Source organism: Phyllobacterium pellucidum, assembly GCF_013327855.1.
Classification (GTDB): Bacteria; Pseudomonadota; Alphaproteobacteria; order Rhizobiales; family Rhizobiaceae; genus Phyllobacterium; species Phyllobacterium pellucidum.
Map to the genome: position 1 here is coordinate 712,382 of NZ_JABUMX010000001.1, position 14,169 is coordinate 726,550.

The following is a 14,169-nucleotide window of genomic DNA, read 5'->3' on the forward strand; positions in this document are numbered from 1 at the left end:
CGTCCGATCGGAACGTCAGCCTCCGGCTGTCGTCATGCCGCTTCGCACCTGCTTGCGCAACTCGTCGATCGGCTTGAGAACGCCTGCATCTTCATAGTGCCAGAAAGTCCAGCCGTTGCAGGCATCGAGGCCTTGCGCCTTTGCGCCCATCCGGTGGATGGAGCCGGCATCGCCACCTGCCGTGACCGTGCCGTCGGCCCTGATGATGGCCGCGTGACGGCGCCGCGCATCGCTGAGGATGGCGCCGGGTTTCAACAGGCCGGACTCGACGATGCTGCCAAAGGCGACGCGCGGCTCGGCGCGCTTGCCGGTCATGACCGTGAGTTCAGCCCCAGCCAGCGGCTCCACGGCAGCGATGCGAGCCGTCGCAGCATCGATATATTTCTGCTCGCGCTCGATGCCGACGAAATGTCGCCCGAGGCGCTTTGCCACCGCGCCCGTGGTTCCCGAACCGAAGAAGGGATCGAGAATGACGTCGCCGGGTTTCGACGATGCCATGAGAATGCGGGCAAGCAGGGCTTCTGGCTTCTGTGTTGGGTGGATCTTGTCGCCATTCTCATCTTTCAGACGCTCCGCACCAGTGCAAATGGGAAAGAGCCAGTCCGACCGCATCTGCAGGTCGTCATTGGCAGCCTTCATCGCCTCATAGTTGAATGTGTAGCCCTTGGACTTCTGGTCGCGCGATGCCCAGATCATGGTCTCATGCGCATTCTGGAAGCGGCGGCCGCGAAAGTTCGGCATGGGGTTGTTCTTGCGCCAGATGATGTCGTTGAGCATCCAGAAGCCCAGATCCTGCATCATCGAGCCGACGCGGAAAATATTGTGATAGGACCCGATGACCCAGATCGTGCCGTTGGGCTTGAGAACGCGTCGGCACGCCAGCAGCCAGGCACGGGTGAAGGCATCATAGGCCTGAAAGCTTTCGAACTGGTCCCAGTGGTCATCGACCGCATCGACCTTCGACTGGTCGGGCCGATGCAGGTCACCGTCGAGCTGCAAATTGTAGGGCGGGTCGGCGAAGATGATATCGACGGAATGATCCGGCAGCCGATTGAGGGCGGCCACGCAGTCACCCTTTAAAATTGTATCGAGCCAGGAGGATTGCGGCGCTGCCTGGGGCAGTTCATTCACGAGACGAACAACGGACATGGGGTACTCGACTACTGGGGACGCATTACAGAGCCTCATGGTTACCGGACGCGGTAAATTTCGCGTTAAGAGCCGGCGTTATGCGGGAAACTGTTCGTGGTGCACAGCGCCCCAACCTTTCGGGGCGGGATGGCGGGGGTAAGTTCAGCGCCGCCCACATCGCCATAGCCTGCTTTTCTTTGACGCCCGGCCAATTAGCGTGTAGTCGATGCCGGTAAATCCCCCAAGCGACCGAAATGCTGCACGATGGCAGCGCTATTTTCACGAACAGGTATGATTTAATGGAACCACAGCTCATTATTTTCGACTGCGATGGCGTGCTCGTCGATTCCGAATTCCTTGCCGCACAGGTCGAGTCCAAACTTCTGACCGATGCAGGCTATCCGATCGAACCCGAAGACATTGCCGAGCGCTTTGCCGGCCTGACCTGGACCGACATCTTGCTTCAGGTCGAGAAGGAAGCAGGAATTCCAATTTCCGCGCAGTTGATCGAAGAATCCGCCAAGCAGATGGATTATAAGCTGCGCAACGAGCTTAACGTTATCGATGGCGTCGAGCAGGTCGTTGCCGCGCTGAAATATCCGAAATGCATCGCCTCGAACTCTATCAGTTCCTCGCTCAAGATGATGCTGGAGCAGAGCACGCTCTACGATCTGTTTGCGCCGCACATCTTTTCGGCGCGTGAGGTCGGATCGCAGAAGCCGAAGCCGGCGCCCGACGTCTATCTCTTTGCGGCGCGGCATTTCAATGTCGATCCAGCGCGGGCGATCGTCATCGAAGACTCGACACATGGTGTTCACGCGGCCCGGGCAGCCGGCATGCGTGTCATCGGCTTTACCGGCGGCGCCCACACCTATCCGGGTCATGCAGACAAATTGACGGATGCCGGGGCTGAAACAGTCATCAGCCGCCATCGCGATCTGCCGGCCGTGATCGAAGCCATGTCGGTGTGGTCGGAAGCCGTTTGATCCAGTTTCAGTCAAAAGGAAAACGGCCGGTATTTCCACCGGCCGTCTTTGTTGACGATCTAGTTCTTTTTCTTTGTTTTTGCCTTGGCGCTATCGTCCGGACCTTCGTCAAAGCCGACGAACACCTGAACGTTGCGGCTCGCCGGTTTGGGGAAGCTCACGTTCGGATCGTTGAAGATGAACTGGGTGGCCGCGCCACTGTCATTGACCGCAACCGCCTGCCTGCTCAGCTTGGAGTAGACAACATCGGAGCCCTGGATGACGGCAACACGGATTGGCACCGTTACCGTACCGGGCGTGAACTTCGCGCCGGGAACGATCTTGCCGGAAACGGCGACAGTCATGGTCATCGTCGTGTCGTCCGAATTGCAAGAGCGGGTTTCGTCCGACATGGATGCCTGATAAATCAGGTTCGCCGGGTTCTTGTCGGTGGTCTTCCCGTAATTGTTGATGACCGAGGTTCCCTCGCGGATCGTGACGGGCGGGCAGAAGGCGCGCAGTTGCGAGGCGGTGAGGCGCTTGTCGGCCTCGGCGGTGGCCTGGGCCTTGGGGGAGTTCGTGTCCACGGTCCCGCCGCTCGTCGAACAGGCCGCAAGCCCCGCAGCAAAGACCAATGCACAAATTGGGGCGCAAAGTTGATAGAAGGGCAGAGTTTTTTGTGTTTCTGACTTCATGAACTGAACTTTCCTCGTAGAACGAACCTTGACGAACGAACGTGTTCTATATCAACGGTTCGATGAGAATGCGACGGGGCTGCGAAAGCTTTTTGCCAAGGCGGCGCGTGCATCCAAAGGCAAGGGATATTTGAGATGAAATACGTTAGTACACGCGGCGAAGCGCCGGTTTTAGGATTTTCCGATGCCCTTCTCGCCGGCCTTGCGCGCGATGGCGGGCTCTATCTGCCCGAGGAATTTCCACAATTTTCTGCAGACGAGATCCGTTCGCTGCGGGGCAAGACCTACGCCGAGATCGCGATTCACGTGCTGACGCCATTCATTGCCGGCGATATCCACCAGGCCGATTTCGAGGCGATGGTACACGAAGCCTACGCCACCTTCCGCCATGAGGCGGTCTGCCCCTTGGTCCAGACCGGACATAATGAATTCGTGCTCGAGCTTTTCCATGGTCCGACGCTCGCATTCAAGGATGTGGCGATGCAGCTTCTGGCGCGGCTGATGGACTACAGTCTTGCCAGGCGGGGCGAGCGGGCGACCATCGTCGGTGCAACGTCCGGCGACACGGGCGGCGCGGCTATCGAGGCCTTTGCCAACCGCGACCGGACCGACATGTTCATTCTGTTTCCGCACAACCGCGTCTCGCCAGTGCAGCAACGGCAAATGACGACGTCGGCAGCGTCCAATGTTCATGCGCTCGCCATCGATGGCAATTTCGACGATTGCCAATCGCTCGTTAAAGGCATGTTCAACGATCTCAACTTCCGCGACGCGCTCTCGCTCTCTGGTGTCAATTCGATCAACTGGGCGCGGATTATGCCGCAGATCGTCTATTACTTCACGTCGGCGCTCAGCCTCGGCGCTCCCAACCGGCCAGTTTCGTTCTCTGTGCCAACCGGCAATTTCGGTGATATTTTCGCAGGTTACGTTGCAAAGCGCATGGGCCTTCCGATCGAGCGCCTCGCCATTGCTACCAACGACAACGATATACTTGCCCGGACGCTGGAGACCGGCAATTACGAAACGCGCGGCGTGGTACATACGACCTCGCCGTCGATGGACATCCAGGTTTCGTCGAACTTCGAACGCTTGCTCTTTGAAGCGCACGGCCGTGACGCGGCCTCGGTGCGGCGCCTCATGGACGGCCTCAAACAATCCGGAAGCTTCTCGATCGCCGAAAAGGCACTCGGCTTCATCCGCTCCGAATTCGATGCCGGCCGCTCCAGCAAGGCGGAGACAACCGGGGTTATCGCGAGCGTCCTGAAGCAGTCCGGTTATCTGCTCGATCCGCATTCGGCCATCGGCCTGAAGGTAGCACGCGAAGTTCTGCGGTCGACGGCGCCAAGCGTTGTCCTTGCCACGGCTCATCCGGCCAAGTTCCCGGATGCCGTGAAGGAGGCAAGCGGCGTCCATCCAGACCTGCCGCTCTGGCTGGGTGATCTCATGCAACGAAAAGAACAGTACACGGTACTTCCCAACGACCTTAAAAATGTGGAAGAGTATGTGAGCCGGCATTCAAGAGCGGCAAAGTAAGGAGCATTGCATGGGCGTTGAAATCAGTCGCCTCTCCAACGGTTTGACGATTGCGACAGAGACAATGCCGCATGTGGAGAGCGTAGCCCTTGGCATTTGGGTCAAGGCAGGGTCACGGAACGAGGCAAGCAACCAGCACGGTATAGCCCATCTTCTCGAACACATGGCCTTCAAGGGCACCGAGAACCGCTCCGCCTGGAAGATCGCCGCCGATATCGAGGATGTGGGCGGTGAAATCAACGCCGCGACCAGCGTCGAGACCACTTCGTATTATTCTCGCGTCCTGCGCGATGACATGCCGCTCGCGATCGACATTCTCGCCGACATCATGACGAGTTCGAAATTCGACGCCGAGGAACTCGAGCGCGAAAAGAACGTCGTCATGCAGGAGATCGGTGCTGCGCACGATACGCCCGACGATGTGGTTTTCGATCGCTTCACCGAAGCGGCCTTTCAGAACCAGACCATCGGACGTACCATCCTTGGCACGCCGGAGACCGTCCAATCCTTCTCGTCGGCCAACCTTCGCCGCTATATGGACGAGCAATACAGCGCCGAGCGCATGGTCGTCGTCGCCACCGGCGGCGTCAAGCACGACGAATTCGTCCGAGAGGTCGAAAAGCGCCTCGGTTCGTTCCGGCCGAAATCGACGGCCCCGGAACCCGAAATCTCCCACTATGTCGGCGGCGATTTCCGCGAACAGCGCGAATTGATGGACGCCCAGGTGGTGATCGGTTTTGAGGGCCGCGCCTATCATGTGCGCGATTTCTATGCCTCGCAGCTTTTGGCGATGATCCTCGGTGGCGGCATGTCTTCGCGCCTCTTCCAGGAAGTGCGGGAAAAGCGGGGCCTGTGCTACTCGGTCTATGCGTTCCATTGGGGGTTCTCCGAGACCGGCGTTTTCGGGGTCCATGCTGCAACCGGGCGCAATCATTTGAAAAAGCTCGTACCCGTGATCATAGACGAGCTGCACGCTGCTGCCCGCAATATCAGCCAGGAGGAATTGAACCGGGCACGGGCGCAATATCGGGCGAGCCTGCTGATGTCGCATGAAAGCGCAGCAAGCCGCGCCGGACAGATCGCACGCCAGATGCTTCTCTACGGCAATCCGATATCGACCGACGAACTGGTGGAACGTCTCTCGAAGATCACTGTTGAACGTTTGACCGACCTTGCCGGACGCCTGTTCCTCGACACGACGCCTACAGTCGCCGCCGTTGGCCCGATCGGTTCCCTGATGAAGTTCGCCGATATCCGTCATGGACTGACTGCCCCAGCGTCGAGCCCGAGAAAGATAGCGGTCTGACGGCGATCCGGAGCGGCAATGATCGCCCTGCCCTTTCTCAAAAGCGTGGCCCCGCCCTTGCAGGGCAAGCGCATTTACCTGCGTCCGCCGACGCTTTCCGACTATCGCGCCTGGGCATCGCTGCGCGCCGAAAGCCGCGAATTTCTCGCGCCATGGGAGCCGCTCTGGGCGGTCGATGATCTGGAGCGCGGCGCATTCCGCCATCGCATTCGCCATTATGACGACGAGGCGGCGGCAGGCACGGCCCATCCGTTCTTTCTCTTCCGCAATACCGACCAGCGCTTGCTCGGCGGCATCACACTTGGCAACATCCGCCGCGGTGTCGGCCAGAATGGCATGATCGGCTACTGGATCGGCGCACCCTTCGCCGGACAGGGATTCATGCACGAAGCATTGAGCCTGCTCATCCCCTATGCTTTCACCAAGGTGAGGTTGCACCGCCTGGAAGCTGCCTGTATTCCAAGCAATGAAAGATCGATCCGCCTTCTCGAAAAAGCCGGATTTCAGAGAGAAGGACTGCTCCGTTCTTACCTAAAGATAAACGGAATGTGGCAAGATCATCTTCTCTTCGCGCTGATTGAGGATGATGCAAGGGCTGGCAAATGAAAAAGTATCGGTGGCTTTGTTGGGACGACAGATGCTGAAAGGCTTATCGCGGGCTCTGGTCCTCATATTCATGCTGCTCGCGGCCCATACGGCCGCCAATGCCTTCGAAACCATCAAGATCACCAAGGAAAGCACGGCGCTCGACCTGTCGAAGGCCGTCGAGGTCTATCGCAACCAGGGTGAGACGTTCCAGATTTCAACCGCTCCCGGTACGGACGGCATCGTTCGGCGTATCGAGGTGCAGGCAAACGACAAGCGTTCGACCGGCGACTGGGCGGCATTCTCGCTCGCCAATCCGACCGACGAACAGATCGACCGTCTGATCGTCGCGCCGCATTTCCGTCTTGTCGGATCGCGCTTCATCTGGCCCGACCTCGGTTCGACACGCATCACGTCGATTACCCCCAGCGAAGGCTTCGCCCTCGACCGGCAGGCAAGCGACGACGCGGATATTTTCCTGATCACGCTCAACCCGGGTTCGGTCATCACCCTTGTCGCGGAGCTTGCTTCTCCCAACCTGCCACAGGTTTATGTGTGGGAGCCGAATGCCTATAAGGATACGGTCAATTCCTATACGCTCTACCGCGGCATTCTGCTTGGTATTGCCGGCTTGCTCGCGCTGTTCCTGACGATCCTTTTCGTCGTCAAGGGTACCTCGCTGTTCCCGGCGACGGCAGCCCTCGCCTGGGCGGTTCTTGCCTATATCTGCGTCGATTTCGGCTTCTGGAGCAAGCTTATCGAAATTGCGCCGGGCAACGAACAAATGTGGCGGGCGGGCACCGAAGTGGCGCTGGCCGCGACGCTCGTGATCTTCCTTTTCACATATCTCAACCTCAATCGCTGGCACGATAATTTCAGCTATGGCGCGCTGACCTGGATTCTCGGTCTCGGCATCGTCTCCGGCGTCGCGATCTTCGATCCGCCGATTGCAGCCGGCATTGCCCGCTTTTCCTTCGCGCTGACCATCATAGCCGGCACGATCCTGATCGGATTCTTCTCGTTCCGCAGCTATGACCGGGCGATCATGCTCATCCCGACGTGGATCCTGCTCCTGGTCTGGCTGATGGGCAGCTGGCTTACCGTTGCCGGCATTCTTGCCAACGACATCATCCAGCCCGCCCTCGCAGGCGGCCTTGTCCTCATCGTTCTCCTGATCGGCTTTACGGTCATGCAGCACGCTTTTTCCGGAGGCGCGTTGCAGCAGGGGCTCTTCTCAGACGTCGAGCGGCAGGCGCTCGCCATCATCGGTTCGGGCGACATCGTCTGGGATTGGGACGTGCCGCGCGACCGCGTTGTCACGACGCCTGACCTGACCAATTTCCTCGGAGCGTCGGCAAGTTCCTTGCACGGGGCCGTGCGCAATTGGCTGCCGATGCTGCATTCCGACGACCGCGACCGTTTCCGGACTACGCTCGACGTCATTCTCGAGAACCGTCGCGGTCGCATCTCCCAGACCTTCCGCCTGCGCGCCAACGACGGTCATTACTACTGGTATTCCTTGAAGGCGCGCCCGGTCATCGGTTCGGATGGTGAGATCGTACGCTGCGTCGGCACCCTGATTGACGTTACCGAACAGAAGAAGGCGGAGGAGCGGCTGCTCCACGATGCCGTCCACGATAATCTGACCGGCCTTCCCAACCGCGAACTTTTCCTGGATCGCCTCGGCTCGGTGATCACCATGGCGCAAACGGAAAGCAAAATCCGCCCGACTGTGTTCATCATCGACATCGACCGCTTTAAGCAGGTCAATGACGGGCTCGGCCTGTCTGCCGGCGACACCTTCCTGCTGACCATATCGCGCCGCCTGCACCGCCTGCTGCGCCCGCAGGATACGCTGAGCCGCCTCTCGGCTGACCAGTTCGGCCTGATCCTCGTATCGGAAAGCGAGCCCGCCAAGATTGCCGCCTTCGCGGATGCGGTGAAACAGGCGATCCGCGCGCCCATCGCCTTTGCCAAGCGCGAGATTGTTCTCACCGCATCGCTCGGCCTCATCACATGGACGAGCGGCAGCGCCGCCTCGCCGGAGGATCTGGTGAAGGATGCCGAGCTGGCGATGTACCAGGCGAAACGCTTTGGCGGCGACCGCATCGAGCCCTTCCGCCCGGCCTTCCGTGCGGTCGGCAGCGATCGCCTTCAGCTTGAATCGGACCTGCGGCGCGCGCTGGAACGCCGTGAAATCCATATGGCCTATCAGCCGATCGTGCGCCTCGATGACAACAGCATCGCCGGCTTTGAAGCGCTCATGCGCTGGGATCATCCGCGCCGCGGATCGATCCCGCCGTCAGAATTCATTCCCGTCGCCGAAAGTTCCGGCCTCATCGTCCAGCTCGGCCTCTTTGCGATGCAAAAAGCCGCCGAAGATCTCGTCAATTGGCGCCGTACCCTCGGAGCGACACCGCTCTTCGTCTCGGTCAATATTTCGAGCAGCCAGTTGATCCGCCAGGATCTCATCGATGATGTCCGATCGGTCCTGCTGCAGACGCAGATCGAGCCGAGCAGCCTGAAGCTCGAACTGACGGAATCTCTGATGATGGAAAATCCGGAGCGCTCCGGCTATGTGCTTTCCAGCATCAAGGCAATGGGCGTCGGCGTCTCGCTCGACGATTTCGGCACGGGCTATTCCTCGCTTTCCTATCTGACGTCGTTCCCGTTCGATATGATCAAGATCGACCGTTCGTTCCTCAAGGCCGATCAGCCGCAAAAGGTGACCCTGCTGCGCTCGATGATCAGTATGGCGCATGACCTTGGCCTTGCTGTCGTGTCGGAAGGCATCGAAAATGAAAGCGATGCGCTGCAACTGCGCCAGATGGGCTGCGAATATGCGCAGAGCTTCATGTTCAGCCCGCCTTTGACGCTGGACGTCGCCACCAAGCTTCTGCGCGAACAGTTCCAGCAGTCGAAGGCTGCATCGTAAGACTAAAAGCGGGCTTGGAATTGGCGAAGAGACTGCTATTATTTGTAACTGGAGCGTGGGGCGAGCTTTCGCCGCCCCACCTTTACCTTAGGTAATCAATCGAACCCGGATGCAGACTTGCCAGCCCGTCCGGGTTCTTTTGATTTCAAAGGTAATAGTCAGTGGCAAAAGCCACATGCCTATTCTCCGAGTTTGAGAGCAAGGCCGTTGCCACGGTCGGGAGGCCCATCGTCCCGATGCACCAGCTGGCTTGATGCTGCTACTTGGCTCTCGCTTTATTGATTGCTTGGATTTGGATTCCCAACAAGAAATGCAGGGTTGAATCCCTTGCTGTATCGCGTTGCAGGGCGACAGACGAAATGTCAAAACCGGTAGGTGAACTTAGGCGTGGCCCGCGACCGTGGCGAGGCGCGACGGGTCGATACCCATATAGGCGAGCAGCCGATCATAGGTGCTGTCAATGTTCGGATCGAAGAGCAGATCGTGCGGCGCCTGGCAAGTAAGCCAGCCATTATTGGCGATCTCGTTTTCGAGCTGGCCGGAGGCCCATCCCGAATAACCCAAGGTCATCAATGCCTTGCGCGGACCACGTCCGCCTGAGATGGCGCGCAGGATGTCGACCGTTCCCGTCAGGCAGAGTTCCTCGGCAACGGGCATGGTGGAATCCGTCAGATAATCGTCGGAATGGAGGACAAAGCCGCGCCGCACTTCGACGGGGCCGCCGTTGCGGACGAGGAAATCGCGCGTTCTGTCCGGCATCATGATGACTTGCTGCTCATCGAGCACGCCAAGCTGAACCAAAATTTCCGCAAATTCCATTTCCTGGGCGCGATTGATGATGAGACCCATCGCGCCATTTTCCGAATGGGCGCAGATGTAGATGACCGAGCGCGCAAAACGGCTGTCTTCCATCCCCGGCATGGCGAGAAGGAATTGTCCATTCAGAAAACCGGCTTCGTTGGTCGCGTCTCTCAAGTTTCCCATAAGAATAAGGGTACCAAGGATTCTATAAATGACAACGCCCAATGGTAACGAATTGTAAACGACAGCGTTACCGGGGAGAAAAGTTTGGCTGAACACGACTTCGTCACACAGATATGATGGGCAAATCCCCTCATCTCCTTGATCGCAACGAAAAGCATTGTAATTGTCGCCGCCATGAAAACAAAATTCCTTTGCCTCCTTGCCTCATTGCTCTTCGCTTTTCCGGCGGCCGCTGCCAGTTCAGACTGGACCAGTACGCCGGGCGGCAAGGTCCGCGTTATCGTCGACAATCCTGCGGACGGGACCCCGGAGATCCGCGGCGCCATCCAGATCAATCTCGATCCGGGCTGGAAGACCTATTGGAAGGAACCGGGTGACGCAGGCGTACCCCCGGAACTCGATCTCACCGCGAGCAGCAACATTAAAGCCTATGCGCTTGCCTTCCCGACGCCGCACCGCTTCGCCGATGGAGGCACGCAGTGGGCCGGGTACAAGAAGCCCGTGTCGCTCCCGTTCACGCTGACGCTGGAAGACCCCGCCAAGCCAGCCCATCTCAAGGGGCACGCCTTCCTCGGCATATGCGAAACAATTTGCATTCCCGTCACGGCCGAGTTCGATATTGCCATCGACGGTACGCCGAGCGACGCGCTGACCAAGGCGGAGATTTCGACCGCATTTGATCAATTGCCGGCACCAGCATCGGCGGAATTCGGCGTTCGAGCCGTCACGCGCGACAATGACCATCTTGATTTCACGGCTGATCTTGCGGCGGGCAGCGAAGAGATCGACCTCTTCGTGGCCGCGGAAGGCGGGGCAAATTTCGGCATGTCGAAATTGAAGAGCCGCGACGGCAAAAGCGCCGTCTTCGCCGTGCCGCTCGTTTCCGGCGCACAGGCAAAGCCTAGCCTCCTGTACTATACGCTGGTGCAGGGCGACAAGTCCGTATCCGGAACAATTCCCTTCAAAGAATAGCTCGACTTTTCACCATCCGCACCCTATCTGCGAAAGGCCTTTGCGCAATCTCAAGAGGAGCGATTCATGACTATCAAGGTAGGCGAACGTTTGCCCGATGCCACATTCAAGACCAAGACCGATGAGGGCGTCAGCGAAGTACGCTCCGACAGCCTGTTCAAGGGCAAGAAGGTCGTTCTCTTTGCCGTTCCAGGTGCGTTCACGCCCACATGCAGCATGAACCACCTCCCCGGTTATCTCGAAAACCGCGACGCTATTCTCGCGAAGGGCGTCGATAGCATCGTCGTCGTCGCCGTGAACGATCCGCACGTCATGGGTGCCTGGGCCAAAGCGACCAACGGCGAAGGCAAGATCCAGTATCTGTCGGATGGAAATGCGACCTTCACCAAGGCCGTGGGCCTCGAAATCGATCTTGCCGCCGGCAATATGGGCGTGCGCTCGAAGCGCTATTCCATGCTCGTCGAGGACGGCGTCGTCAAGGAACTAAACATCGAGGAAGCGCCGGGACAGGCCGTTACATCGAGCGCTGCAACCCTGCTCGGCCAGCTCTGATCTTATGGCTGCGAGGGCTTTACCGGCCCTCGCCGCCTTGGACCACCGGCTTGCGCTTGAATGGAGCCATGCCCGCCCGCGCAAGTTCATCGGCGCGCTCGTTTTCCGGGTGGCCGGCGTGCCCCTTCACCCAATGCCACACGACCTTGTGTCGCTTGCGCGCTTCATCAAGCTGTTGCCAAAGCTCGGCATTCTTCACCGGCTTCTTGGCCGCCGTCTTCCAGCCATTGCGCTTCCAGCCTTCGATCCAGCCTGAAATACCGTCGCGTACATAGACGGAGTCCGTATAGAGATCGACGTGGCAAGGCTCCTTCAGCGCGCTCAGGGCCGCAATTGCCGCCATGAGTTCCATGCGGTTGTTGGTTGTGTCGGCCTCGCCGCCGGAGAGTTCTTTTTCGTTGCCGTTCCAACGCAGGACAGCGCCCCAGCCACCCGGGCCAGGATTGCCGGAACAAGCGCCGTCGGTGAACGCTTCGATATCCTTCATGCGCGTCGTCCTTCGAGGACCAGCCCATATTCCTCAGCAGACTTGATCTGGCGATGAAACCGCATGCGGCGCAGATACTCCATCGGGTCCTTCTTCACGACGAGGCTGCCCTCAGGCGTGTTCAGCCAGTCATAGAGGCGGGTCAGCATGAAGCGGAGGGCCGAGCCACGCGCAAGGATCGGCAGGCTTGCCGCCTCGTCGGCCGAAAGCGGCCGGATGGAATTATAGCCGCGCAGCAGCGCAGTACCCTTGGTGAGGTTGAACGCATTGTCCTTTTCGAAGCACCAGGCGTTGAGACACACCGCAACGTCGTAGGCGAGAAGGTCGGTGCAGGCGAAATAGAAGTCGATGAGGCCGGAAAGCTTGTTGCCGAGGAAGAAGACATTGTCCGGAAACAGATCCGCGTGAATGACACCATGCGGCAGGTGCGATGGCCAGTTCGCCTCGAAAAACGCGAGATCGGCTTCGGTTTCGCTGGCAAGGCCAGGTTCCACTCCGTCCGCGCCTGCCCTGGAATTCTCCCAGAGCGGCCGCCAGCCTTCGACCGAGAGCGCGTTCTTCCGCCGCATGGGGAAATCCTCGCCCGCAATGTGCATCCGCGCTAGCGCCTCGCCAAGCGCGAAGCAATGCTGCACCGTCGGGCGGCGCATCCACATGCCTTCAAGGAAGGTAACGATCGCGGCGGGGCGGCCGGCAAGCTCGCCAATGCTTGAACCGGATTTCTGGTTCACCGGCAATGGACAACTGATCCCCTTGCCCGCGAGATGGCGCATGAGACCGAGAAAGAACGGCAGGTCGTTGCTATTCACCCGCTTCTCGTAAAGGGTCAGAATGAACGAGCCTGCACTTGTGTGCAGGAGATAGTTCGAATTCTCGACACCTTCGGCAATGCCCTTATAGGAGAGCAGCTCGCCGATCTCATAGTCCTTGAGAAAATGCGCCAGGTCGATTTCGTTGATGTCGGTGTAGACGGCCATGATCAGCGGCTTCCGTTGACGAAGGCCATGTCGAGGCTTGTCAGTTCCACGTCACGCAGATCGCGCATGACGTGGAAGTTTTCGGTCTCGATGGTCGTTTCAGCAAGTTCGATGGACACGGTGTAGCGTTCCGAAAAGAATTGAATGATTTCGTCGACGATGATTTCCGGAGCCGAGGCGCCGGCGGAAAGTCCAACCACGGATATGTCGCCGACCTGGTCCCACTCGATATCCGACGCGCGCTGCACCAGCATCGAGTGGCTTGCGCCCGAACGCTCCGCGACTTCGACGAGCCGCTTCGAATTGGACGAATTGGGCGCGCCGACAACGAGGAAGAGGTCGCATCCCGGCGCCGCCGCTTTCACGGCGTCCTGGCGGTTGGTGGTTGCATAGCAGATGGATTCGGCGGCCGGTGCCATCAAGGCTGGAAAACGCTGATGCAGGGTAGCAATAATTCCGGCGGTGTCGTCCACCGACAGCGTTGTCTGCGTCACGAAGCCGAGATTGTCCGGATCGACGGGCATGTAAGCCTCGGCGTCCTCGATCGTTTCGATCAGCGTAACGGCGCCTTCCGGCAGTTGGCCCATCGTTCCGATAACCTCCGGATGGCCGGAGTGACCGACCAGGATCACGTGCCGGCCGAGGCGCTGATGCCGCATCGCCTGCTTGTGCACCTTGGAGACCAGTGGACAGGTGGCGTCGAGATAAAAGAGGTTCTTGTTCTGCGCATCGGCGGGAACAGATTTAGGCACGCCGTGGGCGGAAAAGACCACGGGCTGGTCGCGATGTTCCGCTGGGATTTCGTCGAGTTCCTCGACGAATACGGCGCCCCGGGCCTGCAGGCCCTCGACCACATAGCGGTTGTGCACGATTTCGTGGCGCACATAGACCGGCGCGCCGTATTTTTTCAGAGCCAGAACCACGATCTGGATCGCCCTGTCCACCCCGGCGCAAAATCCGCGCGGACCGCAAAGGCGGATTGTCAGCGGTCTCTTCTCAGGCATCTTTATCGTCTCGCGGAACCGGTTGAAATGCTACTTGGACTTG

13 protein-coding genes are annotated in these 14,169 nt (G+C 59.2%); 7 read left to right on the forward strand and 6 right to left on the reverse strand.

What is annotated here, in order from left to right:
• Positions 1-15: 15 nt before the first annotated feature.
• Positions 16-1,149, reverse strand: a complete 1,134-nt coding sequence (locus HQ945_RS03445) for a site-specific DNA-methyltransferase (protein WP_027230057.1) — start codon at positions 1,147-1,149, stop codon at positions 16-18.
• Positions 1,150-1,430: 281 nt separating this feature from the next.
• Between HQ945_RS03445 and HQ945_RS03450 the strand changes: the two genes are divergently transcribed.
• Positions 1,431-2,117 (forward strand): HAD family hydrolase, encoded by a 687-nt coding sequence (locus HQ945_RS03450; protein ID WP_027230058.1) that lies wholly within the window; start codon positions 1,431-1,433, stop codon positions 2,115-2,117.
• A 59-nt stretch (positions 2,118-2,176) separates the two neighbouring features.
• On the opposite strand, the gene HQ945_RS03455 is transcribed toward HQ945_RS03450, so the two are convergent.
• Positions 2,177-2,791: a hypothetical protein gene (locus HQ945_RS03455; protein ID WP_091949968.1), complete on the reverse strand. Its 615-nt coding sequence runs from the start codon at positions 2,789-2,791 to the stop codon at positions 2,177-2,179.
• 135 nt (positions 2,792-2,926) lie between these two features.
• Here HQ945_RS03455 and thrC point away from each other — a divergent pair, with 135 nt between their 5' ends.
• Genes thrC through HQ945_RS03475 form a run of 4 tightly spaced genes read left to right on the forward strand, consistent with a single transcriptional unit; the run spans position 2,927 to position 9,150 of the window.
• On the forward strand, positions 2,927-4,324 hold the full coding sequence (gene thrC, locus HQ945_RS03460; RefSeq protein ID WP_113281732.1) for a threonine synthase: 1,398 nt from the start codon (positions 2,927-2,929) through the stop codon (positions 4,322-4,324).
• A 10-nt stretch (positions 4,325-4,334) separates the two neighbouring features.
• Positions 4,335-5,630: a M16 family metallopeptidase gene (locus HQ945_RS03465; protein ID WP_174207661.1), complete on the forward strand. Its 1,296-nt coding sequence runs from the start codon at positions 4,335-4,337 to the stop codon at positions 5,628-5,630.
• Between the two features lie 18 nt (positions 5,631-5,648).
• Positions 5,649-6,236 (forward strand): GNAT family N-acetyltransferase, encoded by a 588-nt coding sequence (locus tag HQ945_RS03470; RefSeq protein WP_027230062.1) that lies wholly within the window; start codon positions 5,649-5,651, stop codon positions 6,234-6,236.
• Positions 6,237-6,267: 31 nt separating this feature from the next.
• Entirely contained in the window at positions 6,268-9,150 is a 2,883-nt protein-coding gene (locus tag HQ945_RS03475; protein WP_091919427.1) for an EAL domain-containing protein, read from the forward strand.
• Positions 9,151-9,531: 381 nt separating this feature from the next.
• On the opposite strand, the gene HQ945_RS03480 is transcribed toward HQ945_RS03475, so the two are convergent.
• Complete coding sequence (locus HQ945_RS03480; RefSeq protein WP_027230064.1) at positions 9,532-10,134, reverse strand: YqgE/AlgH family protein; 603 nt, start codon at positions 10,132-10,134, stop codon at positions 9,532-9,534.
• 174 nt (positions 10,135-10,308) lie between these two features.
• On the opposite strand from HQ945_RS03480, the gene HQ945_RS03485 reads away from it, so the two are divergent.
• Positions 10,309-11,106 carry a protein-disulfide reductase DsbD domain-containing protein gene (locus tag HQ945_RS03485; RefSeq protein WP_162737261.1) on the forward strand — a complete coding sequence of 266 codons (798 nt, stop codon included), beginning with the start codon at positions 10,309-10,311 and terminating at the stop codon, positions 11,104-11,106.
• A 66-nt stretch (positions 11,107-11,172) separates the two neighbouring features.
• Positions 11,173-11,658 (forward strand): peroxiredoxin, encoded by a 486-nt coding sequence (locus HQ945_RS03490; RefSeq protein WP_113281735.1) that lies wholly within the window; start codon positions 11,173-11,175, stop codon positions 11,656-11,658.
• A gap of 19 nt (positions 11,659-11,677) precedes the next feature.
• Here the strand turns inward: HQ945_RS03490 and rnhA are convergent, their stop codons facing one another.
• The 3 genes from rnhA to ispH are packed head-to-tail and all read right to left on the reverse strand — an operon-like array spanning position 11,678 to position 14,126.
• Positions 11,678-12,145, reverse strand: a complete 468-nt coding sequence (rnhA, locus tag HQ945_RS03495) for a ribonuclease HI (protein ID WP_027230067.1) — start codon at positions 12,143-12,145, stop codon at positions 11,678-11,680.
• Complete coding sequence (locus HQ945_RS03500; protein WP_027230068.1) at positions 12,142-13,122, reverse strand: homoserine kinase; 981 nt, start codon at positions 13,120-13,122, stop codon at positions 12,142-12,144. The genes rnhA and HQ945_RS03500 overlap by 4 nt, the downstream gene beginning before the upstream one ends.
• A gap of 2 nt (positions 13,123-13,124) precedes the next feature.
• Positions 13,125-14,126, reverse strand: a complete 1,002-nt coding sequence (gene ispH / locus HQ945_RS03505) for a 4-hydroxy-3-methylbut-2-enyl diphosphate reductase (RefSeq protein ID WP_113281737.1) — start codon at positions 14,124-14,126, stop codon at positions 13,125-13,127.
• Between the last annotated feature and the right edge of the window lie 43 nt (positions 14,127-14,169).